The organism is Streptomyces sp. NPDC005775 (genome assembly GCF_042871565.1).
Taxonomy (GTDB): Bacteria; Actinomycetota; Actinomycetes; order Streptomycetales; family Streptomycetaceae; genus Streptomyces.
In genome coordinates this window covers 223995-250353 of the sequence record NZ_JBIAIU010000011.1, presented here as the reverse complement: position 1 = coordinate 250353, position 26359 = coordinate 223995, and the positions used below count along the sequence as shown (strand labels likewise).

Genomic DNA, 26359 nt, shown 5'->3' with positions numbered 1-26359 from the left:
CGCGCGCGGCGGCGCGGGGGGGCCCCCCCCCCGCGCGCCCCCCGCCCCCCCCCCGGGGGCCCCCCCGGCGCGCCGGCGCGGGGGCCCCCCCCCCCCCCCCGGGGCCCCCCCGCGCCCCAGCCCCGCGCCCGTGTCCGCTCTCACGCACCGCGGCGGACCAGCGCGATCAGCGCCGCCGTCCCCTCACGGCGGTCCCGGGCGATCAGGGCCATCACCACGATCAGGACCACGGGCATCACCGCGTTCGGCGGGTCGAGAAGCGTCAACTGGACGATCGACGCCCCCGCCAGCAGCCCGCAGAAGGCGATGGCCGCCACCCCCGCGAGAACCGGGATCAGCAGGGCGATCGCCCCGGCCGTCTCCAGTCCGCCGATGGCGTACATCGCACCGTGGCTCCAGCCCATCCGGTCGAAGGACTCGATCGCGGACTCATGGGCGATCAGCTTGGCGATTCCGCTGAAGCCCAGGAACAGGGCGAGGGCGTACCGCGCCACGGTCAGTGCGACCGCACCGCGGCGACGGTGGCCGGGTGCGGCAGAAGGGGATGCGGGGGTGGCGGACGTGGACACGGCAGTCGTGCTCTCGGACATGGCGGTCTCCTCGGGGAAGCGGTGCTCGGTGTCGCTCACACAAGGTCAGACCGGTGTTCCACGCCGGACTCATCGCTTCGCCGCCCGTGAATTCGCGGTTCTTCCGCGTTACTTGGGCACGGCCCTCACCCAGATGCCGTCGTCGGTGAGGTAGCGGTCCACCCGCAACCCGGCCGCGTCCAGACAGCCCTCGAACCGCTCCTTCGTCAGGGGCCGCGAGAGGAAGGTCTGGGTCCAGCGCGCATCCGCGAACTCGTACTCGCAGAGCACCGAGTCCACCCCGTCGCCGACGGGTTCCGCGGAGACGATCCGGACCGTGTACCCGGCAGGATGGACGCGCTCGCGCGGCAGATCCGTGTGATAGTCCTCGCCCTCGCGCTGGAAGAGCACCACTCCGCCGTCGCGCACGTACCTGCGGCAGGTCCGCAGCAGCCCGTCCCGCACCCGGTGGTCGCCCGCGTGCACCAGGAACGACGCCAGCATGACCACGTCGAAGGTCTCGTCACCGAGGTCCAGGGACTCGATGGGGCTGCACACGGTCCGTGCGCCGCGCACCTGCTCCAGCATCTGCGCCGACTCGTCCACCGCCGTGACGTCGAACCCGCGCTCGACCAGGGGATGCGTCACCCGGCCCGCCCCGCTGCCCAGCTCCAGAATGCTCGATCCGGCAGGAACGGCGGCGGCGATCACGTCCGGCTCGTCGGCGACGGCCAGGCGGGTGTACAGCTCGACCGCGCAGCCGTCCGGGGTGATCGCGCCGGGCCCCGTCCCCGCATATCCCTCACGTACCACTCGTTCACTCATACTCGGCCGAACGAACGGTCGGCTCCCGCCGTTCCCCCGTCTCACACGGAACGGCGGGCGACCAGTGCGGCGTTGAGGTGCTGACCGGACCGCCCGGTCAGCACCCCGGGTACCGGCCCTCCGGCCACGTGAGCGTGTGCTCGAACTCCAGGGACAGGTCGTCGGCCATCTCGGCGATCACGGCCCGCCCCTCGGTGAGCACCAGCCACGACGGCGGAAGGTGCGTGTCGCCGTGGCGGACGCCGAGCAGATTGCCGCAGACCGCGCCGGTGGAGTCGCTGTCGCCCGAGTGGTTGACCGAGAGCAGCAGCGACTCGCCGACCTGTCCGGCCTCCGGCAGGACCAGCGCGCAGTACACGGCGATGGCCAGGGCCTCCTCGGCCACCCAGCCGGCGCCGAGCGACTCCACCTTCTCGGCGCTCGGCGCGCCCTGTGCGGCCAGCTCCACCGCTCCGCGCAGAGCGGCGGTCGTCTCCTCGTGCCCGGGGTGGCGGGCCAGCAGGTCCATGGCCCGCAGGACGGATCCCGGCAGGGAGTCGCCCTCCAGCAGATGCGCGACGATCGCGGCGAACGCGCCGGCGGCGTAGGCACCGGTGGGGTGGCCGTGGGTGATCTGCGCGCACCGGGCGGCGAGGGCGAAGCTTCCGGCCGCGTCCCCGCCGGTCAGGCCGAAGGGTGCGGAACGCATGACCGTGCCGCAGCCCTTGGACCCGGTGTTGACGGGGCCCGGCTCACCGATCGGGCCCCTCGGGTCGGGGACGTGCCCGGCCGCCAACCCGGTCAGGCAGGCGTTTCCGGGGGCCCGCCGCACGTACAGCCAGGGCTGCTGACGGAGCCATCCGGTCCGGACGAGGTCGTCCCCGCCGCGAACCGGCGGGGCTGGGTGATTCTGGGTGTCGAGCCAGCGCAGGTACGCGTGCTTGATGATCGCCGTCTCGGCGCCGCCGATCCCCTTGGACATGGCCCGGGAGTGCGCCCTGATCAGCCCCTCGACCGTGAAGAGGGTCATCTGGGTGTCGTCCGTGACACGTCCGACGGCCCCTTCCTCATCCGCGGTCAGCCCCCGCACGCCCTGCTCCCCGTGCGCCCGGCGGATGCCGGCGAGCGACAGGAACTCCACCGGGTTTCCCAGCGCGTCCCCTATCGCCCCGCCCAGCAGACACCCGCGGACCCGGGCCCTGCGGACTGCCGCGTCTCCCCCTGCTGTGCCGTTCATGCCTGCCCCACCCCTTTTTTTACGCGCCGGACGACCGCACGAGGCCGTCGCGGGTCCATGCTGGTAGGAGAGGCGATCGCCATGCGTACCGGTAACGAACCGACGACTGCCCGCAGTCCTCTGCGGATGCGGCTCTGGCTGAGTCTATGGGGCCTGGCCTGGGCCGTCTTCGGCCTGACGGCCTTCACCCTCACCGGCAGAGCCGGGTGGGCGACGGCCTGCGGGATACTCCTCCTGCTGGTCCTGATCGACCTGACCGTGATCGTCCACCGCCTGCATCAGGGGTCGCACTACCAGCCGGGCCGCACCGTCCCACCGTACGAGCCCGATCACGGGGGACGGAGACGGTACGGGCACTGAGCCGGAGCCCTGCCCCGCCGCGTCCAAACCGGGCCCTGGCCCGCCGCGTCGAGCCGGAACCCTGTTCCTCCACACCGAGCCGAAGCCCTACCCCTCCGCTTCGAAACGGGCCGCCTTCAGGTACTCGGGGTTCGGATCCAGCGCCGCCGCCAGCCGGAAGTGGCGCCTGGCGCGCTCCGGATGACCGGAGCGCTCGAAGGTCCGGGCGAGGGCGAAGTGTGCGAACGCGTTGTCCGGCTCCCGCTCCAGGACCAGTTCGAACTCAAGCTCGGCAGGGCGCAGTTGGGCCGCCGCGAAGAAGGCGCGGGCGCGCAGCAGCCGGGCCGCGGTGTTCTCCGGATGGGAGGCGATCACGGAGTCGAGCAGCTGGACCGCACCACGGGGATCGCGCGCCGCGAGCAACTGCTCGGCCGCACGGAAGTCGATGACGTGTGTTTCGGGGTTCCTCTCGGGCACGGTTCCATCCTTCCCTCGTCCACCACCCGGTGAACGTCGGCCCGGCCACCGGTGTTCCGGCCCGGGGTCAGGCGGCCGCGGCCCGCCGGGTCAGTTCCGCCCAGACCGCGCGGACCTGCGGTTCCAGGGCCCCGATCGGCCCGTCGTTGTCGATGACCAGGTCGGCCACCGCGCGCCGCTGCTCCCGGGTGGCCTGCGCGGCCATCCTGGCGCGCGCCTCCTGCTCCGTCATCCCGCGGAGGTGTACGAGACGGCTCAGCTGGGTCTCCGGTGCCGCGTCGACCACGACGACCAGGTCATAGAGCGGGGCGAGGCCGTTCTCCGTGAGGAGGGGCACGTCGTGGACGACGACGGAATCGGGGCCCGCCGCGCGTTCCAGCTCGGCGGAGCGGGCACCGACCAGCGGGTGGACGATCGCGTTGAGCGCGGCGAGGCGCTCGGCGTCGGCGAAGACGATCAAGCCGAGCTTCGGCCGGTCCAGCGCCCCCTCGGAAGTGAGGACGCCGGCCCCGAACTCCCCGACGACGGCGTCGAGCCCGGGAGTGCCGGGCTCGACGACCTCGCGGGCGATCCGGTCGGCGTCGATGAGGACGGCTCCGTAGCCGACGAGCATCCGGGACACTTCGCTCTTGCCGGCGCCGATGCCACCGGTCAGGCCCACTTTCAGCATGGGCGGCAGTTTAGGCCCTGCCGTTCGGGTCACGCCGGGCCCGGTCAGCCGTCGCCTTCGCGCTCGGCCAGGAACCGTTCGAATTCGAGGCCGATCTCGTCGGCCGACGGCAGCTCGACCGGCTCGGCGACCAGATTGCCGCGGGTCTCGGAACCCGCGACCGCGTCGTACTGGTGCTCGAGGCCCTCGACCAGGGACACCAGCTCCTCGTCTCCCTGGTCGATCTGGCGGTCGATCTCCGTCTGGGTGCGGTGCGCCTCGGTGCGCAGCGAGTGGGCGACGGCCGGCAGGACGAGTCCGGTGGCTGCCGTGATCGACTCCAGCGCGGTGAGCGCGGCGTCGGGGTAGGCGGAGCGGGCGACGTAGTGCGGCACGTGTGCGGCGACACCGAGCACGTCGTGTCCGGCCTCCATCAGCCGGTACTCGACGAGGGCCGCGGCCGAGCCGGGCACCTGCGCCTCGTCGAACGGGCTGCGGTGGCCCGGCATGAGGTCGGTGCGGTTGCCGTGCGGGGTGACGCCGACCGGGCGGGTGTGCGGAACGCCCATCGGGATGCCGTGGAAGGTCACGGCGAGGCGGACACCGAGCCGCTCGACGATCTGCTCGACGGCGGCGGCGAAGCGCTCCCACTCCACGTCGGGCTCGGGGCCGGACAGCAGCAGGAAGGGGGCGCCGGTGGCGTCCTGGACCACCCGGACGTCCAGCGTCGGCGTCTCGTACGCCGCCCATCGGTCGCGCTTGAACGTCAGCAGCGGGCGCCGGGCGCGGTAGTCGACGAGGCGGTCGTGGTCGAAGCGGGCCACGACCTGATGGGGCAGCGATTCGAGCAGCCCGTCGACGATCTGCTCACCGGTCTCACCCGCGTCGATGTATCCCTCGAAGTGGTAGAGCATGACCAGGCCGGCCGACTCCTGGGCGAGCGCCATGTCGACGACAGCCAGGCCCTTCGGCTCCCATTCGTACAAACTCTGCGGATCAGGCACGGTTACCGCTCCTCCTTGTGTTCCTGAAGAAGAACGCCCCGGGTGGCGCGGTCATTCCCATCCGCGCCCGTTCACATGGTGTTTACCCACGTACGCGCGGGTGCAGTGCCGTGATCGCCCTCCGGACCGCGGTGAACGCCGATGGCCCGGTGGCGAGTTCACGCCCCGTCAGCCGTACGCGGCATCCGCACGGTTCCCGGTGGTCACGCTGCTCGCGTCACGCGCGGGCAATGGTCCAGACCTTGACATGCCCCTGCCCCATCTCTACCGTCACGGGGCAGCACGTTCAGGCACTCGCCCCACATTCATGTACGAGAACGCTCTGGACCCCCACGGGAAGGCACCCCCATGCGCACCCGCACCTCGCTCCCCGCCCTGCTGGCCACCGCTCTCGCCACCGGCACGCTCGCCCTCGCCTCCGCCGGCCCGGCAGAGGCCGCCACGGTCATCGAGGTGAACACCGCGTCGCAGCTCAAGTCGGCGCTCACCGCGGCCGCCCCCGGCGACACGATCCACCTCGCGGACGGCACGTACACCGGCAACTTCAAGGCACTCGTGCCCGGCACCGCCTCCGCGCGCATCACTCTGACCGGCTCGCCGGGGGCGGTGCTCAGGGCCGGTGGCGGCTACGGACTGCACCTCAACGGCGCCTCGTACTGGACGGTGCGGGGCATCACGGTCACGGGCGGCCAGAAGGGCATCATGGCCGACAGTGCCAACGGCGTGGTCATCGAATCGGTGACCGTCCACGACCTGGACATGGAGGGCGTCCACTTCCGCAGGTCCAGCAGCAACGGGGTCATCCGCGACTCACGGATCTACGACACCGGGCACGACGGCCGCGGGATGGGCGAGGGCGTCTACGTCGGCACGGCCGGCGACCTGTCCGACCGGAGCGACCGGGTGCAGATCCTGGACAACACCATCGGGCCGGACGTCGGCGGCGAGAACGTCGACATCAAGGAGGGCACCACCGGGGCGCGCATCGTCGGCAACACCTTCGACGGCAGCGGGCTGACGGGCGCCAACTACGACGACTCCTGGGTCGATGTGAAAGGCAACGACGTCCTGGTCCAGGGCAATCACGGCTCCCGTACGACCGACAACGGCTACGAGACCCACACCCAGCAGAGCGGCTGGGGCTGCGGGACGGTCTTCAAGGACAACGCCTCGGACCTGTCCGGCTCGACGGGCGCCAAGCGGCTCGCGGTCAACGTCACCAACTACAGCGCGAACTGCCCCACCACGGTCCACGCGAGCAACACCGTGACCGGCGGCAACGGCCTCACCAACATCGCCGTCACCCCGTAACAGCACGTCGCGGAAACGAGTGAGGCCCGCCCCCCGAAGGGAGCGGGCCTCACCGTCATCTGTTCAACTCAGCCGATGACCGGCCGGAAGGTCGGAGCGTCAGCTCTGGCCGCCCGCCAGCTTCTCGCGCAGGGCAGCCAGGGCCTCGTCCGACGCCAGGGCGCCGGAGTTGTCCGCGGACTCCGAGGAGTACGAGCCGCCGCCACCGCTGCCGCCCGAGGCAGCCGGAGCGCTGCCGGCCGGGGCAGCAGCGCCCTCGGCAGCAGCGGCCTCGTCGGCCTCGCGGGACTTGATGACCTGGGCCTGGTGCTGCTCGAAGCGCGTCTGCGCCTCGGCGTACTGGGTCTCCCAGACCTCGCGCTGAGCCTCGAAGCCCTCGAGCCAGTCGTTGGTCTCGGGGTCGAAGCCCTCGGGGTAGATGTAGTTGCCCTGGTCGTCGTACGACGCGGCCATGCCGTACAGCGTCGGGTCGAACTCGACCGAGGCCGGGTCGCCACCGAAGGACTCGTTGGCCTGCTTCAGCGAGAGGCTGATGCGACGACGCTCGAGGTCGATGTCGATGACCTTGACGAAGATCTCGTCGTTGACCTGGACGACCTGCTCCGGGATCTCCACGTGGCGCTCGGCCAGCTCGGAGATGTGGACCAGGCCCTCGATGCCCTCGTCGACGCGCACGAACGCACCGAACGGAACGAGCTTGGTGACCTTACCGGGAACAACCTGCCCGATCTGGTGCGTACGGGCGAACTGCTGCCACGGGTCTTCCTGCGTCGCCTTGAGCGACAGGGACACGCGCTCGCGGTCCATGTCCACGTCGAGAACCTCGACGGTGACTTCCTGGCCGACCTCGACAACCTCGGAGGGGTGGTCGATGTGCTTCCAGGACAGCTCGGAGACGTGCACGAGACCGTCGACGCCACCCAGGTCCACGAAGGCACCGAAGTTGACGATCGAGGAGACGACGCCGGAGCGGACCTGACCCTTCTGCAGGGTCGTGAGGAACGTCTGGCGAACCTCGGACTGGGTCTGCTCGAGCCAGGCACGGCGGGACAGGACCACGTTGTTGCGGTTCTTGTCCAGCTCGATGATCTTGGCCTCGAGCTCCTTGCCCACGTAAGGCTGGAGGTCGCGGACGCGGCGCATCTCGACGAGCGACGCCGGGAGGAAGCCACGGAGGCCGATGTCGAGGATGAGACCACCCTTGACGACCTCGATGACGGTACCGGTGACGATGCCGTCTTCTTCCTTGATCTTCTCGATGGTGCCCCAGGCACGCTCGTACTGAGCGCGCTTCTTCGAGAGGATCAGGCGGCCTTCCTTGTCCTCCTTCTGGAGAACCAGGGCCTCGATCTCGTCGCCGACCTTGACGACCTCGTTCGGGTCGACGTCGTGCTTGATCGAGAGCTCGCGGCTCGGGATGACACCTTCGGTCTTGTAACCGATGTCGAGGAGAACCTCGTCCCGGTCAACCTTGACGATGACACCGTCAACGATGTCGCCGTCGTTGAAGTACTTGATCGTCTCGTCGATCGCCGCGAGGAACGCGTCCGCGTCGCCGATGTCGTTGACCGCAACCTGCGGAGTGGTGGCGGTGGTCTCGGTGCTGCTCGTCATGTGGGAAAGGGCTCCGGTACGGACAGTGAGTCGAAGTTACTGCTACGCCGTGAGCCCGTATCGCCTCTGCAGAAGACCGGACAGCCTGGGAAGCGCCGATCCCGTGAACCGGGAGGCGCCTCTCGTGAACCGAGGGGACATACATACAGATGCGAGCGCGGCCTGCTAGGTCTGAGGCGCGCAGGCTCGCAGCGCAACTTGTAGCATACGGGGGCAGCAGGGCACGGTCAATGCGCGAAGGCGCACACCAAGGGCGGAACGACCCATACCCGGCACAACTCGGCTTCACCGAGGCCACATCGGCCCCGGAGATGTTCCGGACACACGGGTTCCGTGCTCACCAGCTCCCCCTGGTACGTACCGCGTACGGCGGGGTGAAGGCAAACTACAACGACGGACACGATGAGCCAAGAGATCTACGGGGCCGAACCCGAGGCGACGCGCCGCACCGCCGGCGAGGCCGAGAGCAGCCGGGCCAGCCGGGGCTGGTGGGACCGCAACGCGGACGAGTACCAGAACGACCACGGCGGCTTCCTCGGCGACGACCGGTTCGTCTGGGGACCGGAGGGACTCGACGAAGCCGAGGCCCGTCTGCTGGGCCCCGCCGAGTCGCTGAAGGGCCTGGACGTCCTGGAGATCGGCGCCGGTGCGGCGCAGTGCTCGCGCTGGCTGGCCACGCAGGGCGCCCGGCCCGTCGCCCTCGACCTCTCCCACCGCCAGCTCCAGCACGCGCTGCGGATCGGCGAGGGCGTCCCCCTCGTCGAGGCGGACGCCGGGGTGCTCCCCTTCCGGGACGGCTCCTTCGACCTGGCCTGCTCCGCGTACGGCGCGGTGCCGTTCGTCGCCGACCCGGTCCAGGTGTTCCGCGAGGTCCACCGGGTGCTGCGCCCCGGCGGCCGCTGGGTCTTCTCCGTCACGCACCCGGTCCGCTGGGCCTTCCCGGACGAACCGGGGCCCGAGGGCCTGTCCGTCGCCGCCTCGTACTTCGACCGCACCCCCTACGTGGAGCAGGACGAGCGGGGCGAGGCGGTGTACGTGGAGCACCACCGCACACTCGGCGACCGGGTCAGGGACGTCGTGGCGGGCGGCTTCCGGCTGGCCGACCTCGTCGAGCCGGAGTGGCCGGCGTGGAACAGCCAGGAGTGGGGCGGCTGGTCCCCGCTGCGCGGCAACCTGATCCCGGGGACGGCGATCTTCGTCTGCGTACGGGGCTGAGCGCCGGGACCACGGTCTTCGCCTGCGCAGGGCGCCGAGACACCCGCCGGTGCGGGACGCGGGGGCGGACCGTACGAGACTGGGGGCGTGATCCGTACCGACGCCCTGGACCAGCTGCCCGTCCGCACCGCCGTGCCCGCGCTGCGGCGGGCGCTCGACGACCGCGGGGTCGCGGTGCTGTGCGCCCCGCCCGGCACGGGCAAGACGACCCTCGTCCCCCTCGTCCTGGCCGGCCTGACCGGCGACGGCCCGGTGCGCCGCGTCGTGGTCGCCGAACCGCGGCGGATCGCCGCGCGGGCCGCCGCCCGGCGCATGGCGTGGCTGCTCGGCGAGCGGCCGGGCGAGCGGGTCGGGTTCACCGTGCGCGGGGAGCGGGTGACGGGGCCCAACACCGTCGTGGAGGTCGTCACCACCGGGGTGCTGCTCCAGCGGCTCCAGCGCGACCAGGAGCTCGCGGGCGTCGACGCGGTGATCATCGACGAGTGCCACGAGCGCCACCTGGACGCGGACACGGTGGCCGCGTTCCTCCTGGACGTACGGGAGGCGATCCGCCCCGACCTGAGGCTGGTCGCCGCGTCGGCGACCACCGACGCGCAGGGCTGGGCGCGGCTGCTCGGCGACGCGCCGGTCATCGAGGCGCAGGGTGTGTCGCACCCGGTGGAGGTGGTGTGGGCGCCGCCGCTGCGGCCGGTGCGGCCGCCGCACGGGATGCGGGTCGATCCGGCGCTGCTGACCCATGTCGCCGCCGTGGTGCGGCGGGCGCTGGCCGAGCGGGACGGTGACGTGCTGTGCTTCCTGCCCGGCGTCGGCGAGATCGGCCGGGTGGCGGGACAGCTGTCCGGGGTGGCCGCGGAGGTGCTCCAGGTGCACGGGCGGGCGCCGGCCGCGGTGCAGGACGCGGTGCTGGCGGGTGCGTCCGAGGGGCGGCGGGTGGTGCTGGCGACGTCGGTGGCGGAGTCGTCGCTGACCGTTCCGGGGGTGCGGACCGTCGTCGACTCGGGGCTGGCCCGGGAACCGCGCACCGACCACGCACGCGGGCTGAGCGCGCTGGCGACGGTACGGGCCTCGCAGGCGGCGGGCCGCCAGCGGGCGGGGCGGGCCGGGCGGGAGGCTCCCGGGACGGTCTACCGCTGCTGGGAGCAGGCGGAGGACGGGCGGCTCGCCCGGTTCCCCTCCCCCGAGATCAAGGTGGCCGATCTGGCGGCGTTCGCCCTCCAGGCGGCCTGCTGGGGCGATCCGGACGCCGCGGGGCTCGCGCTGCTGGACCCGCCTCCCGCCGGTGCGATGGCGGCGGCGCGCGAGGTGCTGACGGCCGTCGGCGCCGTGGAGGCCGACGGGCGGGTGACGGACCGGGGCGTACGGATGTCCCGGCTGGGGCTGCATCCACGGCTGGCCAGGGCGCTGCTGGACGGGGCGGCCGAGGTCGGCGGGCGCCGGGCCGCGGAGGTCGTCGCGCTGCTGAGCGAGGAACCGCCGCGGGAGTACGGGGACGACCTGGCCGCCGCGTTGCGCACCGCACGGCTGGGCAAGGACGGCTACGCGGCCCGCTGGCGCCAGGAGGTGCGGCGGCTGTCCTCCTCCACGAAGGGCACCGGTTCCGGCGGGTCCGGTCCGGACGATGCCGTGGTGGGTCTGGTGGCCGCGCTGGCGTTTCCCGAACGAGTGGCGCGGGCCCGGGGCGAGGGGACCTTCCTGATGGCGTCCGGCACGGGCGCGGAGCTGCGGGACGGCTCCCGGCTGCGCAGCGCGCCGTGGCTGGCGGTCGCGGTCGCCGACCGCCCGGCGCACGCGGCGTCGGCCCAGGTCCGGCTCGCCGCGGTGATCGACGAGGACACGGCACGGCTGGCGGCCGGGCACCTGCGGTTCGACGGCGAGGAGGTCCGCTGGGACGGCCGGGACGTGGTGGCCCGCCGGGTGGAGCGCCTCGGCGCCGTCGAACTGTCGGCGCGCCCGCTGAAACGGCCGGACCCCGCGCTGGTCCGTGAGGCCCTGGTGGAGGGGCTGCGGCGGGAGGGCCTCGGGCTGCTGCGCTGGAGCCGCGACACCGGGCAGCTGCGGGAGCGGCTGGCCTTCCTCCACCGGGAGCTCGGCGCCCCCTGGCCGGACGTCTCGGACGAGGCGCTGCTGGACCGCACCGAGCAGTGGCTGGAGCCCGAGCTGTCGCGCGCCCGGCGCCGCTCGGACCTGGGCGGGATCGACGCGGGGCAGGCGCTGCGCAGGCTGCTGCCGTGGGCGACCGGTGAGGCGGCCCGGCTGGACGAGCTGGCCCCGGAGCGGATCGAGGTGCCGAGTGGTTCACGGATCAGGGTGGAGTACGGGGGTGCCCAGCCCGTGCTCGCGGTGAAGCTCCAGGAACTGTTCGGCCTCCAGAAGACCCCGCGGGTGGCCGGTGTACCGGTTCTGGTGCACCTGCTCTCCCCCGCGGGGCGCCCGGCGGCGGTGACGGCGGATCTGGAGTCGTTCTGGCGCGAGGGCTACAGGGCGGTGCGGGCGGAGCTGCGCGGCCGCTACCCGAGGCACCCGTGGCCGGAGGACCCGACGACGGTGGAGGCGACCCGGTTCACGAAGGCGCGGCTCAAGCGGGAGTAGGCGCGGGTTCCGGTTCCCTCCGCCCCGCCGTCTCCGCCTCGCCCGGCCGCCGCGAGCGTGCCTCCAGCCACAGCGACAGCGCCAGCAGCGCCATGGCGAGGACGAGGAAGCCCCACGGGAGGTACGAGGTCAGCAACAGGACCAGTATCCGCTGCGACTTGACCATGTCGACGATCGAGACGATGTAGTCCTCGCGCATCTTCACGTGCCCGGCGAACACGGTGACGGTGTCCTCGGACAGACCCATCGCCTTCGCGTTCCGCAGTTCCTCCCTGTGGACCTCCTCGCCGTTCACCGGTGCCCCGGTGACGGGGTCGACCCAGAACATCCGCTTGGTGGTGTACCAGCGGGTGATCCCGGTCTTGGCGAGCTGCTCCGGTGTGACTCCCTCGATCGGCATCGACTTGGGCATGGGCACCTTGGTCCAGGGGACGGTCTGCTCGAAGTAGTAGACGTCCATGCCCCGGAAGTTCTGCGTGCCCTTGTAGTGGATGGGCGAACTGGTGCGGCTCTGGGCGTCGAAGTACTCGTAGTCGCGCTTCTCGGTGAGGAAGGGCCACTTGAACTCGATGCCCTCACGGCTCACCGGGTCGCCGTCGACCATTTCGCCGGTGGCGTGGACGGGGTCCTGGCTGTGGGCGTCGAAGATGTAGCGCTCGGGGATCTTGGAGACCATCTTGCCGTCGGGGCCCTGGATGTAGGAGAGGGCGTCCCACACGACGACGTCACGGCCGGCGCTGCGCTCGATCTTCTCGGACTCCTCGACGTTGCCCTTGAGGGTCTGCACGATGGTGATCTTGTCGACCTTCTCGGCCTTGAGGGTGCTGTAGTCGAGGAGGGTCGCGGGCTTCGCCTCCAGCACGGTCTCCTGATATTGGTTCGGCGGGATCTTCGCGAGCCGCGGGAAGGCGTACCAGCGCAGCAGCGGTGACAGCGCGGCGAAGAAGACGGCGAAGGCCAGGAGTACGAGGCTGGCTCGGCGGCGCATGGGGTGTCCTTCCTCTGCATTGCGTGGTGCGGGCAGCCCTTAGTTCTTCGGACCAGGGACCGTGGTCAGCAGGGGTTTGGGCGAGGTCTCGCCGGGTGGTGCGCCGATCGCGCTGATGGTGAGTACGAGGGCGAGAGCGGCGGCCAGCCCGATGGCGGCTGCGACCAGGGCACGCATACTCGGCCTCCCGGAGGCTCGGAACTGATGGGTCGTCAGGGCTGGGGCACCGTAGCAACCGGGGCGCGAGATGAGAACACGTAGAACAGCCCCTTGGCCGGGTGGCGGCCAAGGGGCTGTTCAGGGCGCGAGGGGCCCGGGTGTGCGTGGGTCAGGCGGCAGGGGCTTCGACGGTGAGGTCGATGACGACGGTGGCGCCGCCCTCGGTGGTCAGGCGCAGCTTGTACGTGCCCGCGGCGCCGTCGGCGTAGATGTTCTTCAGGGTGAGCTTGCCGTCGGCGTCCGTGGTCAGCACGAGGGTGCGGACCGGGTTGCCTTCGTCATCCGTGAAGTACGGGCCCTTGTCGTTCTCGGCCGGCTTCTCGTCGCCGGTGATCATCGTGGCGGTGACGGTGACCCGGCGGGCGGCTGCGCCCTTGAACGTGGCCTCGGCCGTGACGTCGGCGAACGTCTGCCCGGCCACGGCGGTCAGCTCGGCGGTGCCCGTCCTCGCGATGGCGTCGGCCTGCCGGGCGGTGACGGTCGCCGCGTAGCTCACGGCGGGCAGCGGGGTGCCGGTGGCCGTCGCGCGGACGGTGAACGCGCCGGTCTTCTCGCCGGCCTTCAGTACCGGTGCGGTGGCTGTGCCGTCGGCCCCGGTGACGCGGGTGACGGTGCGCTTGCCGCCCTCGAACGCGGCGTCCGTGTCACCGGTGACGGTGAAGGTCACGGGCACCTTGGCGAGCGGCCTGCCGAGGTTGCTCTTCACCCGGACCTTGACGGGTTCGGCGAAGGCGTCGCCCGCCGTGGCGGTCAGCGCGCCGGTGCCGGCGTTCTGCAGGACGGCCGGTGCCGGGGTCGGGGCGGGCTCGGGCGTCGGGGTCGGCGTCGTCGTCGGTGTGCCCGGACCGCTGCCCGGCTCGGTGGGCGTGGGGCTCGGCTTCGACGGCGGCTTGTGCGTCGGGGCCGGGGGCGGGGTGGGTGTGGCCGAACCGGACGGCGAGGTCGACGGCGAGGGTGACGGGCCACTGGCGTGGGTACCGGAGCCCTGGTGCGTGCCCGTGCTGGATTCGGCCGGCAGGACGCCGGTGCCGTCCGGCACCTCGTGCGCCCCGCGGTTGTAGTAGTCGAACCAGGTGCGGACGGTACGCAGGTACTCCTCGGAGTGGTTGTAGCTCAGGACCGCCCGGTCCAGGTCGGCGGCGAGCGCCAGATCGCGGGAGCCCGCGCAGAGATAGCGCCCGGCGGCGAGCGCCGCGTCGTAGATGTTGTTGGGGTCGCGGCGGCCGTCGGCGTTGCCGTCCTGGCCCCAGGTCTCCCACGTGGACGGGATGAACTGCATCGGGCCGACCGCCCGGTCGTGCGTCGCATCCCCGTCGTAGGCACCGTTGTCGGTGTCCTTGATCAGGGCGAAACCCTGCCCGTTGAGGGCCGGGCCGAGGATCGGGGAGAACGTGGTGCCCTGCGCGTCGACACGGCCGCCACGGGCCTGGCCCGACTCGACCTTGCCGATCGCGGCGAGGAGCTGCCACGGCAGCCGGCAGGCGGCATCCGTGCCCGCGATGGTCTGCTGGGCCTTCTTGTACGCCGCCAGGACGGAGGCCGGTATGCCTGACTCCGCACTGCCTGTCAGGGGCAGGTTGGCGGAGGTGCCCGGCTTGTCGGGCGTGGTCAGCGGCGGAAGGTCCGTGAAGTAGGGCGAGTTGCCGGACGCGGCCCCGTCGCCCGAGGGCGTCGTCGCACCCGTCGACCCTGCGGCCGGCTGGTCCGCGTCGGACGCCACCAGGGGCGAACCAGGGGCCTGCGACGCGGAAAGTGCTGCCACAGCGGCGGCGGCCACGGCAGCCGTGGTCGCCCCTCTGCGCAGTCGGCGACCGAATTGCGCTGCCATAACGTGTGGGCCCTCCCCCTCGACGGCTGTCCGCGCTCCCCTGCGCCTGGACTCAGGCGACCCTACGGCAACTTGTGCCGCCCGGACACAGCCGCCGTACCGCTTCTTACCGGTTTCTCACCTTCCGACCCCACAAGTTGTCCAGTGCGTGAAGGGACTGTTCAGGCCGCTCACGCATACTTCCCCCATGCCGTTCACGCTCAGCCACGCCGCAGCCGTCCTGCCCGGGATCCGCCGCAACGGAACAGGGCGCGGACCGCTCCTCGCCTCGGCCCTCGTCGCCGGCTCGTTCGCCCCCGACATGACGTACTACGCGGACACCGCGATCCCGGGCGCCATGGAGTTCGGCCAGGTCACCCACGCGTGGTGGGGCGTGTTCACCGTGGACGTCCTGATCACCGCGGCGACCGTGGCGCTGTGGCTGCTGCTGCGCGAACCCCTCGTGGCGCTGCTCCCCACCTCCTGGCAGGGGCGCGTCCACGCATGGGTACGCGGGGCCCGGCGCGCACCGGAACGGGGCACGCGGGCGCTGCGGGACGGTGCGTGGTTCGTGGTGTCGGCCGTCATCGGGGCCGGTACCCATGTCGTCTGGGACGCCTTCACCCACCACGACCGGTGGGGGGTGCGGCTGCTGCCCGTGCTCGGGCGGGACACGGCCGGGTACCCGGTCTTCCAGCTGGTCCAGTACGGCAGTTCGGCCGTGGCGCTGACGGTGCTCGTGTGGTTCACCGCGTCGGGGCTCCGCAGAGCCGGAGCCCGGCCCGCGCCGGCGTCCGTACCGGCCCTGGACCGCCGGGCACGGTGGTGGGCCGGTGCGCTGATCGGGCTGTGCGTACTGCTGGGCACCGTCCACCGCTGCGCGCGCTGGTACGCGTACTACGGACACGTCGACACGCCGCTCGACATCATCCCGACCGCCTGCTTCGGCGCCGGCGCCGGACTGGCCGTCGGACTCGTGCTGTACGGGGTGTGGACGCGAGTGAGCGGCCGTCGGGTGACCGGCACACCGGCGCTCCCCGTCGCCGGCCCGGCCCGGGACATGAGCGGCCGGACCGGCGACTGAGGGCGCACGGTTTCGCGTCAGTGCGCGGCGGACTCCCAGTCCCTGCCGACCCCGACCGACACGTCCAGTGGCGCGCGCAGCCGTACCGCCGCCGCCATCTCGTGCCGCAGGATCTTCTCCACCCGCTCCCGCTCGCCCGTGGCGATCTCCAGCACGATTTCGTCATGCACCTGGAGCAGCATCCGTGACGTCAGCTTCGCCTCGGCCAGCGCCCGGTCGACGTGGAGCATGGCCACCTTGACGATGTCCGCGGCCGTGCCCTGGATCGGTGCGTTCAGCGCCATCCGCTCGGCCGTCTCACGGCGCTGGCGGTTGTCACTGTTGAGGTCCGGCAGGTAGCGCCGGCGGCCGAAGATCGTCTCCGTGTAACCGGTGGCCCTGGCCTCCTCCACCACCCGGCGCAGATAGTCACGGACCCCGCCGAACCGCTCGAAGTAGGTGTCCATCAGGCCCCGGGCCTCGCCCGCCTCGATGTTCAGCTGCTGCGAGAGACCGAACGCGGAGAGCCCGTACGCCAGCCCGTAGCTCATCGCCTTGATCTTGCGCCGCATCTCCGGGTCGACCGCGGACTTGTCGACGCCGAAGACCTGCGAGGCGACCGTGGTGTGCAGGTCCTCACCGGACGTGAACGCCTCGATCAGGCCCGCGTCCTCGGAGAGGTGGGCCATCACCCGCAGCTCGATCTGGCTGTAGTCCGCCGTCATCAGCGTCTCGAAGCCCTCACCGACGACGAAGCCCCGGCGGATCGCCCGCCCCTCGTCCGTACGCACGGGGATGTTCTGCAGATTGGGGTCGGTCGAGGACAGCCGGCCGGTCGCCGCCACCGTCTGGTTGAACGTGGTGTGGATACGGCCGTCCGCCGCGATCGACTTGACCAGGCCCTCGACCGTGACCCGCAGCTTCGCCTGCTCACGGTGGCGCAGCATGATGACCGGCAGCTCGTGCTCGGTCTGCGCGGCCAGCCACGCCAACGCGTCCGCGTCCGTGGTGAAACCGGTCTTCGTCTTCTTCGTCTTCGGCAGACCCAGCTCGCCGAACAGGACCTCCTGGAGCTGCTTGGGCGAACCGAGGTTGAACTCCCGGCCCACCGCCGCGTGCGCCTCCTTCACCGCCTGCTGGACGGCGCCCGCGAACTGCTGCTCCATGCCCTCCAGATGGGCCCGGTCCGCCGCGATGCCGTGCCGCTCCAGACGGGCCAGCAGGATCGACGTCGGCAGCTCCATGTCGTGCAGCAGCTCCGCCGCGCCGACCTCCTTCAGCCGCGCGGTGAACGCGTCTCCGAGGTCCAGGACCGCACGGGCCTGCGCCATCAGGGCATCGGCCTCGGCCCGGTCGTCCGCACCGAAGGCCAGCTGGCCGTCGGACGCCGCCGCGGGGGCCAGCTCACGGCCCAGGTACTCCACCGCCAGGGCGTCCAGCGCGAAGGAGCGCCGGCCCGGCTTGACCAGGTACGCGGCGAGAGCGGTGTCCATCGCGACGCCCTCGGTCCGCCAGCCGTGCTCCGGGAAGACCCGCATCACGCTCTTCGCGTTGTGCATCACCTTCGGCCGGTCCGCGTCCGCGATCCACGCCGCGAACGCCTGCTCGTCCGCCGCATCGAGCAGCGCGGGGTCGAACCAGGCGGCCGCCCCGCCGGCCGCGGCGAGCGCGATCTCGGTGACCGTGCCGCTGCCGAGCGCCCAGGTGTCGACCGTGGCGACACCGAGCGGCTGGGCGCCGTGCTCGGCCAGCCAGGGAGCGAGCTCACCCGCGCCCAGCACCGAACCGTCCAGCTCGATGCCCGCGGCGGGCGCCGGAGCCTCGTCCTCGGCCTTGCCCGGGTCCACCGCCAGCAGCCGCTCACGCAGGCTCGGGTTGCGGATCTCCAGCACATCGAGCACCCCGGTGACCGCCGTGCGGTCGTACGGAGCACGCTCAAGATCCGACGGGGTCTTCGGCAGCTCCACATCGCGGACCATCTCGGTCAGCCGCCGGTTCAGCCGCACCGCGTCCAGGTGGTCGCGGAAATTCTGTCCGGCCTTCCCCTTGACCTCCTCGGCCCGCGCCACCAGCTCGTCGAACGAACCGAACTGGTTGATCCACTTCGCGGCCGTCTTCTCACCCACCCCGGGAATGCCCGGGAGGTTGTCCGACGGGTCACCGCGCAGCGCCGCGAAGTCCGGATACTGCTGCGGGGTGAGCCCGTACTTCTCCTCGACCTTCGCCGGGGTGAACCGCGTCAGCTCCGACACGCCCTTCGTCGGGTAGAGCACGGTCACGTTGTCCGTGATCAGCTGGAACGAATCCCGGTCACCGGTGACGATCAGCACCTCGAACCCGGCCGCCTCCGCCTGGGTCGCCAGCGTCGCGATGACATCGTCCGCCTCGAAGCCGTCGACCGCGAAACGGTCCGCGCGCATCGCGTCCAGCAGCTCACCGATCAGCTCGACCTGGCCCTTGAACTCGTCCGGCGTCTTCGAACGGTTCGCCTTGTACTCGGGGAACTCCTGGGCACGCCACGTCTTGCGCGACACGTCGAACGCCACCGCGAAATGCGTCGGCGCCTCGTCACGCAACGTGTTCGCGAGCATCGACGCGAAGCCGTACACCGCGTTCGTCGGCTGTCCCGCCCCCGTCGTGAAATTCTCCGCAGGCAGCGCAAAGAACGCCCGGTACGCCAGGGAGTGCCCGTCCATCAGGAGCAGGCGCGGTCGGTTGTCTGCCGTCTTCTTCGATGCCGTCTCAGCCACACCCCGATCCTGCCACGTACCACTGACAATCCGGACCGGCGACCGCCGCCCTCCACCCGGGAACCGCTCACCGGGCGGCCCGCCCGCACCGCGTGCCAGGATCGGAGGAGACGTCAATCACGCACAGCGGACCACACAGGCCCGCGGCAGGCCCGAAGGGGAGCACGATGGCCACCAAGCCGCCCGCAGGAGACCCCGTCCAGGACGCGCCCCAGGTCGAACCGGCCCAGCACTCCGCCGCCGGCCTGCCCGCCGTCGCCCACAGCCTGCGCATCGCCCAGCAGCAGATGGGCGTCCGCCGCACCGCGCAGACCCTCCTCAAGGTCAACCAGAAGGACGGCTTCGACTGCCCCGGCTGCGCCTGGCCCGAGGGCGACAAGCGGCACACCGCCGAATTCTGCGAGAACGGCGCCAAGGCCGTCGCCGAGGAGGCGACCCTGCGCCGCGTCACCCCGGACTTCTTCGCCGCGCACCCGCTCGCCGACCTCGCCACCCGCAGCGGCTACTGGCTCGGCCAGCAGGGACGCATCACGCAACCCATGTATCTGCCCGAGGGCGCCGACCGGTACGAGGCCGTGACCTGGGAACGCGCCTTCGCCGTCATCGCCGAGGAACTCGGCGCCCTCGCCTCCCCCGACGAAGCCCTCTTCTACACCTCCGGGCGCACCAGCAACGAGGCCGCGTTCCTGCTCCAGCTCTTCGCCCGCGAATTCGGCACCAACAACCTGCCCGACTGCTCCAACATGTGCCACGAGTCCTCCGGCTCGGCACTCACCGAGACCATCGGCGTCGGCAAGGGCTCCGTCTCCCTGGAGGACCTCCACCACGCCGACCTGATCATCGTCGCCGGACAGAACCCCGGCACCAACCACCCCCGGATGCTCTCCGCCCTGGAGAAGGCCAAGTCCGCCGGAGCGAAGATCATCTCGGTGAACCCGCTGCCCGAGGCCGGACTCGAACGCTTCAAGAACCCGCAGACCCCCCTCGGCATGGCCAAGGGCACGGCACTGAACGACCTCTTCCTCCAGATCCGCATCGGCGGCGACCAGGCCCTCTTCCGGCTCCTCAACAAGATGATCCTGGACACCGAGGGCGCCGTCGACGAGACCTTCGTCGCCGCACACACCCACGGCTACGAGGAGTTCGCCGCCGCGGCCGCCGAGGCCGACTGGGAACAGACCCTCGCCGCCACCGGCCTCGAACGCGCCGCCATCGAAGAAGCCCTCACCCTCGTCCTCGCGTCGAAGCGCACCATCGTGTGCTGGGCCATGGGCCTCACCCAGCACAAACACTCCGTGCCGACCATCCGCGAAGTCGTCAACTTCCTCCTGCTGCGCGGCAACATCGGCCGGCCCGGCGCCGGAGTCTGCCCCGTACGCGGACACTCCAACGTCCAGGGCGACCGCACCATGGGCATCTTCGAACGGCCCGCGCCCGCATTCCTCGACGCCCTCGACAAGGAATTCTCCATCACCTCACCGCGCCACCACGGCTACGACGTCGTCCGCTCCATCCAGGCCCTGCGCGACGGCGACGCCAAGGTCTTCTTCGCCATGGGCGGCAACTTCGTCTCCGCCTCCCCCGACACCGACGTCACCGAGGCCGCGATGCGCACCGCACGCCTCACCGTCCACGTCTCCACCAAGCTCAACCGCTCCCACGCCGTCACCGGCACCCGGGCCCTGATCCTGCCCACCCTCGGCCGCACCGACAAGGATGTCCAGGCCGGCGGCAAGCAGTTCGTCACCGTCGAGGACTCCATGAGCATGGTCCACGCCTCGCGCGGCAACCTCACCCCCGCGAGCCCCCACCTGCTCTCCGAACCCGCCATCGTCGCCCGCCTCGCCCGCGCCGTACTCGGCCCCGCCTCCACCACCCCCTGGGAGGAGTTCGAGAAGGACTACGCGACCATCCGCGACCGCATCTCCCGCGTCGTCCCCGGCTTCGAGAACTTCAACCAACGCGTCGCCCACCCCGGCGGATTCACCCTCCCCCACGGCCCCCGCGACTCCCGGCGCTTCCCCACCGCCACCGGCAAGGCCAACTTCACGGCCGCCCCCGTCGAGTATCCCGAACTCCCCGAAGGCCGCCTCCTGTTGCAGACCCTGCGCTCCCACGACCAGTACAACACCACCATCTACGGCCTCGACGACCGCTACCGCGGCATCAAGGGAGGCCGCCGCGTCGTCCTCGTCAACCCCGACGACGCCACCGGCCTCGGCCTCCCCGACGGCACCTACACCGACCTCGTCAGCGAATGGAAGGACGGCACGGAACGACGCGCCCCCGGCTTCCGCGTCGTCCACTACCCCACCGCCCGGGGCTGCGCCGCCGCGTACTACCCCGAGACCAACGTCCTGGTCCCCCTGGACTCGACCGCCGACACCAGCAACACCCCGGCCAGCAAGTCCGTCGTGGTGCGCTTCGAGAACGCGCACTGACGCCCCGGGGACCTGCACACTAAGCGCCCGCTCAGTCGTCTGATAAGAACAGTGCACACGCGGGACGCGCACACCCGCAAGAACGTGCACACAGCAGCGAACCACCGCAGACGATCGGAGCCGGACCCATGGGCGAGCACACCACACCCCAGTTCCCCCAGGAGATCATCGACGAGTACGCCACCCTCGGCGTAGACCTGCCCGCCCTCTTCTCCGCAGGCCACCTCGGCGAACGCATGGGCATTCGGATCACCGAAGCCTCCGCGGACCGCGTCGTCGGCACCATGCCCGTCGAAGGCAACACCCAGCCCTACGGACTCCTGCACGGCGGCGCCTCCGCCGTCCTCGCCGAGACCCTCGGCTCCGTCGGCAGCATGCTCCACGGCGGCCCCACCAAACTCGCCGTCGGCGTCGACCTCAACTGCACCCATCACCGAGGGGTACGAAACGGCCTCGTCACCGGCGTCGCCACCCCCGTACACCGCGGCCGCACCACCGCCACGTACGAGATCGTCGTCACCGACGAACAGGACAAGCGGGTCTGCACCGCCCGCCTCACCTGCCTCCTGCGCGACGCCCCCAGGACCGACGCCCCCTGACCCCGCACCACCCCCCGCCCCCCTGCCCGGCCGGACCACCAAACCGGCCGGGCAGTGCCATACCCGGGCACAACCACCGCCGCACACACAGAACTTGCACAACACCGGCAGCCAACGCCCTTGACCGCCCACCCCGTTCCGTGGCCCACTCATCTGCCACGCCCCGCCCGCGCCCCCACCACACCGCGTCGACCACACCACCCCGGATGTAACACTGCGTAACAACCGCGCAATGTGCACCCGCCCGACGCCACCAAACGAACCCGGCCCCGCAGGCACCGGGCCCTCAGGCGCGCCCTCCCCCACCTCCCCGCACCCCCCTCACGCGACAGCACCAAGATCCGCTCAAGCCCCTTAACAGAGCTGCGCGTTCTCAGCATGCGGTCACTTCGCCGTCCGGTAAAAAGCCGTACATGTCCACACAGCCACCTCAAGCCTTGCTCAAGGGCATAACAAGACAGTCACATCCTGCGCCACCCCCATCCCCGACCCCCACCCCTGCCCTTAGAGTCACCGCCAGTCACCGCGCCGCCGGGCGCGTCTGCAGCACGGCCCTGTACCAACCAGTACGGCCCGGCGAACGACACGGCACCTCAAGCAGAGGAGGCCGCGCCAGGGAAAGGACCTTTCGTGCGACACCGTTCTTTGCTCATCCTCACCACAGTGCTCACCACAGGAGCACTGACACTCACCGCCTGCGGGTCGCGCGACGACGACAAGAAGAGCAGCGACAGCAGCGGCAACCAGACCGTCGTCATCGGCGTCGACGCACCCCTGACCGGTGACCTCTCCGCCCTCGGCCTCGGCATCAAGAACTCCGCCGACCTCGCCGCCAAAACGGCGAACAAGGACAAGACGGTCCCGGGCATCACCTTCGAGGTCCAGCCCCTCGACGACCAGGCCCAGCCCTCCGTCGGCCAGCAGAACGCCACCAAGTTCATCGACAACAAAAAGGTCCTCGGCGTTGTCGGCCCCCTGAACTCCGGCGTCTCCCAGTCGATGCAGAAGCCGCTCAACGACGCCGGCCTCACCCAGGTCTCCCCGGCCAACACCGGCACCGAGCTGACCCAGGGCAACAACTGGAAGACCGGCGACAAGAAGCGCCCCTTCAAGACCTACTTCCGCACCGCCACCACGGACCAGATCCAGGGCGCCTTCGCCGCGAAGTACCTGTACAACAACGCGAAGATCAAGCAGGTCTACCTCATCGACGACCAGAAGCCCTACGGCGCCGGTCTCGCCGCCTCCTTCAAGGCGACCTTCACCGGCCTCGGCGGCAAGATCGCCGGCTCCGACCACGTCAACCCCGACGACCGCGACTTCAACGCCGTCGTCACCAAGGTCAAGAAGTCCGGCGCCAAGGCCGTCTACTACGGCGGCGAGTACCCCGCCGGCGCACCCCTGAGCCAGCAGCTCAAGGACAGCGTCCAGATCCCCCTCATGGGCGGCGACGGCATGTACAGCGCCGACTTCATCAAGCTCAACAAGAAGGCCCAGGGCGACATCGCCACCTCCGTCGGCAAGCCCGTCGAAGAGCTCGACTCCGCCAAGACCTTCATCGCGAACTACAAGACCGCCGGATACAAGGACGCCTACGAGGCCTACGGCGGCGGCACCTACGACGCCACCTGGTCCATCATCGAGGCCGTCAAGGCCGTCGTCGCAGCCAACGACGGCAAGCTCCCCGACGACGCCCGCGCCAAGGTCCTCGAAGCCATGAGCAAGGTCAGCTTCGAAGGCGTCACCGGCCCCGTCTCCTTCGACGAGTACGGCGACACCACCAACACCATGATGACCGCCTACCAGGTCGACGGCGGCAAGTGGGCCTCCAAGCTCAGCGAGGCCTACAAGCCGTAACAAGCTCCCGGTCACTCCCTGACTGACACCAGACCGCGCGGGAGCGCTACGAGCGCTCCCGCGCGGTGCCATATCCGAACCACTCCACGGAGGCCCTGCGGTGCACGAACTGCCGCAACAGCTGGCCAATGGACTCATCCTCGGCGCGATGTACGGACTCATCGCGATCGGCTACACGATGGTCTACGGAATCATCCAGCTCATCAACTTCGCCCACGGCGAGATCTTCATGATCGGAGGCTTCGGAGCTCTCACCGTGTACCTCTGGATGCCGGCCGGCTCCAACCTCCTCGCAATCGTCCCCCTCATGATCATCGGCGGCGTCATATGCTCCGTCGCCATCAGCGTCGCAGCCGAACGCTTCGCCTACCGGCCGCTGCGCACCGCCCCCAGACTCGCCCCGCTGATCACCGCGATCGGACTCTCCCTCGCACTCCAGCAGGCCATCTGGAAGTGGTACCCCAACGCCACCAAGGACCGACCCTTCCCCCAGTTCAAGGGCGAAGCATTCGACGTCTTCGGCGCCCACATCCAACGCGGTGACCTCTTCGTCCTCATCGCCGCACCCGTCTGCATGATCGCCCTCGGCCTCTTCGTCTCCAAGACCCGCTCCGGCCGCGGCATGCAAGCCACCTCGCAGGACCCCGACACCGCCAAGCTCATGGGCATCAACACCGACCGCATCATCGTCATGGCCTTCGCCATCGGTGCCGCGTTCGCAGCCGTCGCCGCCGTCGCCTACGGGCTCAAGAACGGCCAGATCGGCTTCAAAATGGGCTTCATCATGGGCCTCAAAGCCTTCACCGCAGCCGTACTGGGCGGCATCGGCAACATCTACGGCGCCATGCTCGGCGGAGTCGTACTCGGCGTCGCCGAATCCCTCGCCACCGGCTACATGAGCGACGTCCCCGGCATGGACCTCTTCGGCGGCGGCGCCTGGAAGGACGTATGGGCCTTCGTCCTCCTCATCGTCGTCCTCCTCCTCCGACCCCAGGGCCTACTCGGCGAACGCGTCGCGGACAGGGCGTGATACGGATGACCACCCAGAAAGCACTCATCCCGCTGCCCGCACCGCTCGCCCGGATCGCCACCGCAGCAGGCGCGGCCATCGCACTCGCCGGCACCTTCCTCCCCTGGACCTGGACCTCCGAATTCCCCGGCGACCTCACCGTCACCGGCTACCCCGGCGGCCTCCAGATCCTCACCCTCACCGCAGCGATCCTCACCCTCCTCTTCACCCTCTGCGGATACGGCATCCGAGGCCTGCGCTGGCTCTCCCCCGGCGGCACCAACAGCCCCGTACGCCTCCTCGCCCTCGCCACCCTCGGCACCACCGGCTACACCATCGGTGCCATCGCCTACGAACTCGGCGGCGTAGTCAACCTCGAACCCGGAGCCTGGGTCAGCGGCGTCGGCGCACTCATCGCCTTCATCGCCGCCCTCGGACTCCCCAGCGACGTGGCACTCCCCGCCCACGAAACCCGGCCCGGCGCCTGGAAAACCTTCCGCAACAGCCTCGCCGCACCCTCCGCGGGGCGCGCCAAGGCCCTCCCCGCCTGGGCCGAAATCCTCATCATCGCCGCCTCCTTCGGCGCCGCGCTGTACTTCTTCACCTACGGGATCGACATCCCCACCGAGGAATCCGAACAGTTCATCGGCTTCCTCATCACCGCAGGCTTCACCTTCACCGCACTCACCCGGGCCGGACTCATCGCCCGCCTCACCGCTCTGACCACGAAGCACCGCAACGTCACCCTCACCGCAGCCCTGGTCGCAGCCTTCTGCTTCCCCTTCACCCAGGACACCGCGGAATACGCCCTCATCGGCGCCAACATCCTCATCTTCGCCACCGTCGCACTCGGCCTCAACGTCGTCGTCGGCCTCGCCGGCCTCCTCGACCTCGGCTACGTCGCCTTCCTCGGCGTCGGCGCCTACACCGCCGCCCTCGTCTCCGGCGCACCCCTGTCCGCCATCGGCGTCCACTTCCCCTTCTGGGCCGCCGTCCTCACCGGTGCCGCGGTCTCACTGATCTTCGGCGTCCTCATCGGCGCCCCGACCCTGCGACTGCGCGGCGACTACCTCGCCATCGTCACCCTCGGCTTCGGAGAGATCTTCCGCGTCACCGTCAACAACCTCAACGGCAACAGCGGACCCGACCTCACCAACGGCTCCCAAGGCATCCCGAGCATCCCCGACCTCAACCTCTTCGGGATCGACTTCGGACTCAGCCACGACATCGGCCCCTTCACCCTCAGCCGGCCGGCCAACTACTACCTGATGATGCTCGTCGTCACCGCAGTAGTCGTCCTCGTCTTCCGCCGCTCCGGAGACTCCCGCATCGGCCGCGCCTGGGTCGCCATCCGCGAAGACGAAACAGCAGCCACCGCCATGGGCATCAACGCCTTCCGGCTCAAACTGCTCGCCTTCGCCCTCGGCGCCACCCTCGCCGGACTCGCCGGCACCGTCCAGGCACACGTCAACTACACCGTCACACCCGAGCAGTACCAGTTCGCCGGCTCCGTACCCCCGAACTCCGCCTTCCTCCTCGCCGCCGTCATCCTCGGCGGCATGGGAACCCTCAGCGGACCCTTCGTCGGCGCCGCACTGCTCTACCTCATCCCGGCCAAACTGCAGTTCATGCAGGACTACCAGCTCTTCCTCTTCGGCGTCGCGCTCATCCTCCTGATGCGCTTCCGCCCCGAAGGCCTGGTCGCCGACCGCCGGAAACAACTCGAATTCCACGAGAACGACGAACCCGTCCTCGTACCCGAACCACGGCAACCCGAAGAAGCCGACGCCGGCATCACCAAGGCGGGGGCGTGAACAC

Annotated in this window: 21 protein-coding genes; 10 read left to right on the top strand and 11 right to left on the bottom strand. The window is 70.7% G+C overall.

Translation table 11 applies throughout. The annotated features are described in order from the left end of the window. Positions 1 to 140: 140 nt before the first annotated feature. From ACFYPA_RS25455 to ACFYPA_RS25445, 3 genes are all read right to left on the bottom strand, one after another. Positions 141 to 590 (bottom strand): DoxX family protein, encoded by a 450-nt coding sequence (locus tag ACFYPA_RS25455; protein WP_359083332.1) that lies wholly within the window; start codon positions 588 to 590, stop codon positions 141 to 143. Positions 591 to 698: 108 nt separating this feature from the next. Beyond that, complete coding sequence (locus tag ACFYPA_RS25450; RefSeq protein ID WP_359083330.1) at positions 699 to 1394, bottom strand: class I SAM-dependent methyltransferase; 696 nt, start codon at positions 1392 to 1394, stop codon at positions 699 to 701. 97 nt (positions 1395 to 1491) lie between these two features. Then, positions 1492 to 2610, bottom strand: a complete 1119-nt coding sequence (locus ACFYPA_RS25445) for an ADP-ribosylglycohydrolase family protein (protein WP_359314776.1) — start codon at positions 2608 to 2610, stop codon at positions 1492 to 1494. 81 nt (positions 2611 to 2691) lie between these two features. On the opposite strand from ACFYPA_RS25445, the gene ACFYPA_RS25440 reads away from it, so the two are divergent. Continuing rightward, the gene (locus ACFYPA_RS25440) at positions 2692 to 2970 is read left to right on the top strand and encodes a DUF6343 family protein (protein ID WP_359314773.1); all 279 of its coding nucleotides are present in this window, start codon (positions 2692 to 2694) and stop codon (positions 2968 to 2970) included. An 87-nt stretch (positions 2971 to 3057) separates the two neighbouring features. Here the strand turns inward: ACFYPA_RS25440 and ACFYPA_RS25435 are convergent, their stop codons facing one another. The 3 genes from ACFYPA_RS25435 to ACFYPA_RS25425 all read right to left on the bottom strand — a co-directional run bounded on the left by ACFYPA_RS25435 (position 3058) and on the right by ACFYPA_RS25425 (position 5079). Further along, positions 3058 to 3426, bottom strand: coding sequence for a tetratricopeptide repeat protein (locus tag ACFYPA_RS25435; RefSeq protein ID WP_359083326.1), 369 nt, complete (start codon positions 3424 to 3426; stop codon positions 3058 to 3060). Positions 3427 to 3493: 67 nt separating this feature from the next. Beyond that, a complete protein-coding gene (gene coaE / locus ACFYPA_RS25430; protein ID WP_389134320.1) occupies positions 3494 to 4096 on the bottom strand; it encodes a dephospho-CoA kinase in 603 nt (200 codons plus the stop codon). A gap of 44 nt (positions 4097 to 4140) precedes the next feature. After that, positions 4141 to 5079: a PAC2 family protein gene (locus tag ACFYPA_RS25425; RefSeq protein ID WP_359083324.1), complete on the bottom strand. Its 939-nt coding sequence runs from the start codon at positions 5077 to 5079 to the stop codon at positions 4141 to 4143. Between the two features lie 348 nt (positions 5080 to 5427). Here ACFYPA_RS25425 and ACFYPA_RS25420 point away from each other — a divergent pair, with 348 nt between their 5' ends. Beyond that, positions 5428 to 6390: a right-handed parallel beta-helix repeat-containing protein gene (locus tag ACFYPA_RS25420; protein ID WP_389134318.1), complete on the top strand. Its 963-nt coding sequence runs from the start codon at positions 5428 to 5430 to the stop codon at positions 6388 to 6390. A 99-nt stretch (positions 6391 to 6489) separates the two neighbouring features. Here ACFYPA_RS25420 and rpsA read toward each other — a convergent pair whose 3' ends face one another. Further along, on the bottom strand, positions 6490 to 8004 hold the full coding sequence (rpsA, locus tag ACFYPA_RS25415; protein WP_266777527.1) for a 30S ribosomal protein S1: 1515 nt from the start codon (positions 8002 to 8004) through the stop codon (positions 6490 to 6492). 402 nt (positions 8005 to 8406) lie between these two features. Between rpsA and ACFYPA_RS25410 the strand changes: the two genes are divergently transcribed. Together ACFYPA_RS25410 and hrpB are read left to right on the top strand one after the other, a co-directional pair. Next, on the top strand, positions 8407 to 9219 hold the full coding sequence (locus tag ACFYPA_RS25410; RefSeq protein ID WP_389134316.1) for a class I SAM-dependent methyltransferase: 813 nt from the start codon (positions 8407 to 8409) through the stop codon (positions 9217 to 9219). A gap of 87 nt (positions 9220 to 9306) precedes the next feature. Further along, positions 9307 to 11808 (top strand): ATP-dependent helicase HrpB, encoded by a 2502-nt coding sequence (gene hrpB, locus ACFYPA_RS25405; protein ID WP_389134313.1) that lies wholly within the window; start codon positions 9307 to 9309, stop codon positions 11806 to 11808. On the opposite strand, the gene ACFYPA_RS25400 is transcribed toward hrpB, so the two are convergent. The 3 genes from ACFYPA_RS25400 to ACFYPA_RS25390 form a co-directional block, all read right to left on the bottom strand. Then, positions 11795 to 12796, bottom strand: coding sequence for a DUF3068 domain-containing protein (locus ACFYPA_RS25400; RefSeq protein WP_359314765.1), 1002 nt, complete (start codon positions 12794 to 12796; stop codon positions 11795 to 11797). The two genes, hrpB and ACFYPA_RS25400, sit on opposite strands and share 14 nt — an antisense overlap. Positions 12797 to 12835: 39 nt before the next feature. Further along, positions 12836 to 12973, bottom strand: a complete 138-nt coding sequence (locus ACFYPA_RS25395; RefSeq protein WP_136330601.1) for an SPW_0924 family protein — start codon at positions 12971 to 12973, stop codon at positions 12836 to 12838. Positions 12974 to 13124: 151 nt separating this feature from the next. Continuing rightward, positions 13125 to 14843, bottom strand: coding sequence for a lytic murein transglycosylase (locus tag ACFYPA_RS25390; protein ID WP_389134310.1), 1719 nt, complete (start codon positions 14841 to 14843; stop codon positions 13125 to 13127). A 187-nt stretch (positions 14844 to 15030) separates the two neighbouring features. Here ACFYPA_RS25390 and ACFYPA_RS25385 point away from each other — a divergent pair, with 187 nt between their 5' ends. Further along, the gene (locus ACFYPA_RS25385) at positions 15031 to 15906 is read left to right on the top strand and encodes a DUF4184 family protein (protein ID WP_359083317.1); all 876 of its coding nucleotides are present in this window, start codon (positions 15031 to 15033) and stop codon (positions 15904 to 15906) included. Positions 15907 to 15923: 17 nt separating this feature from the next. On the opposite strand, the gene polA is transcribed toward ACFYPA_RS25385, so the two are convergent. Continuing rightward, a complete protein-coding gene (gene polA / locus ACFYPA_RS25380; protein WP_359314758.1) occupies positions 15924 to 18635 on the bottom strand; it encodes a DNA polymerase I in 2712 nt (903 codons plus the stop codon). Between the two features lie 167 nt (positions 18636 to 18802). Here polA and ACFYPA_RS25375 point away from each other — a divergent pair, with 167 nt between their 5' ends. From ACFYPA_RS25375 to ACFYPA_RS25355, 5 genes are all read left to right on the top strand, one after another. Next, positions 18803 to 21076: an FdhF/YdeP family oxidoreductase gene (locus tag ACFYPA_RS25375; RefSeq protein ID WP_359314755.1), complete on the top strand. Its 2274-nt coding sequence runs from the start codon at positions 18803 to 18805 to the stop codon at positions 21074 to 21076. 128 nt (positions 21077 to 21204) lie between these two features. Further along, complete coding sequence (locus ACFYPA_RS25370; protein WP_359083314.1) at positions 21205 to 21675, top strand: hotdog fold thioesterase; 471 nt, start codon at positions 21205 to 21207, stop codon at positions 21673 to 21675. 645 nt (positions 21676 to 22320) lie between these two features. Beyond that, entirely contained in the window at positions 22321 to 23532 is a 1212-nt protein-coding gene (locus tag ACFYPA_RS25365) for a branched-chain amino acid ABC transporter substrate-binding protein (RefSeq protein ID WP_359083456.1), read from the top strand. A gap of 100 nt (positions 23533 to 23632) precedes the next feature. Continuing rightward, positions 23633 to 24562: a branched-chain amino acid ABC transporter permease gene (locus ACFYPA_RS25360; protein WP_219573769.1), complete on the top strand. Its 930-nt coding sequence runs from the start codon at positions 23633 to 23635 to the stop codon at positions 24560 to 24562. 5 nt (positions 24563 to 24567) lie between these two features. Next, positions 24568 to 26355: a branched-chain amino acid ABC transporter permease gene (locus tag ACFYPA_RS25355; RefSeq protein WP_359350330.1), complete on the top strand. Its 1788-nt coding sequence runs from the start codon at positions 24568 to 24570 to the stop codon at positions 26353 to 26355. Positions 26356 to 26359: the final 4 nt, after the last annotated feature.

Coding starts and splice junctions, on each gene's coding strand:
- ACFYPA_RS25370 (WP_359083314.1), top strand. CDS start 21,205: ATGGGCGAGCACACCACACCCCAGTTCCCCCAGGAGATCATCGACGAG.
- coaE (WP_389134320.1), bottom strand. CDS start 4,096: ATGCTGAAAGTGGGCCTGACCGGTGGCATCGGCGCCGGCAAGAGCGAA.
- ACFYPA_RS25390 (WP_389134310.1), bottom strand. CDS start 14,843: ATGGCAGCGCAATTCGGTCGCCGACTGCGCAGAGGGGCGACCACGGCT.
- ACFYPA_RS25445 (WP_359314776.1), bottom strand. CDS start 2,610: ATGAACGGCACAGCAGGGGGAGACGCGGCAGTCCGCAGGGCCCGGGTC.
- ACFYPA_RS25420 (WP_389134318.1), top strand. CDS start 5,428: ATGCGCACCCGCACCTCGCTCCCCGCCCTGCTGGCCACCGCTCTCGCC.
- ACFYPA_RS25410 (WP_389134316.1), top strand. CDS start 8,407: ATGAGCCAAGAGATCTACGGGGCCGAACCCGAGGCGACGCGCCGCACC.
- rpsA (WP_266777527.1), bottom strand. CDS start 8,004: ATGACGAGCAGCACCGAGACCACCGCCACCACTCCGCAGGTTGCGGTC.
- ACFYPA_RS25400 (WP_359314765.1), bottom strand. CDS start 12,796: ATGCGCCGCCGAGCCAGCCTCGTACTCCTGGCCTTCGCCGTCTTCTTC.
- ACFYPA_RS25355 (WP_359350330.1), top strand. CDS start 24,568: ATGACCACCCAGAAAGCACTCATCCCGCTGCCCGCACCGCTCGCCCGG.
- ACFYPA_RS25385 (WP_359083317.1), top strand. CDS start 15,031: ATGCCGTTCACGCTCAGCCACGCCGCAGCCGTCCTGCCCGGGATCCGC.
- ACFYPA_RS25375 (WP_359314755.1), top strand. CDS start 18,803: ATGGCCACCAAGCCGCCCGCAGGAGACCCCGTCCAGGACGCGCCCCAG.
- ACFYPA_RS25455 (WP_359083332.1), bottom strand. CDS start 590: ATGTCCGAGAGCACGACTGCCGTGTCCACGTCCGCCACCCCCGCATCC.
- ACFYPA_RS25395 (WP_136330601.1), bottom strand. CDS start 12,973: ATGCGTGCCCTGGTCGCAGCCGCCATCGGGCTGGCCGCCGCTCTCGCC.
- ACFYPA_RS25450 (WP_359083330.1), bottom strand. CDS start 1,394: ATGAGTGAACGAGTGGTACGTGAGGGATATGCGGGGACGGGGCCCGGC.
- ACFYPA_RS25440 (WP_359314773.1), top strand. CDS start 2,692: ATGCGTACCGGTAACGAACCGACGACTGCCCGCAGTCCTCTGCGGATG.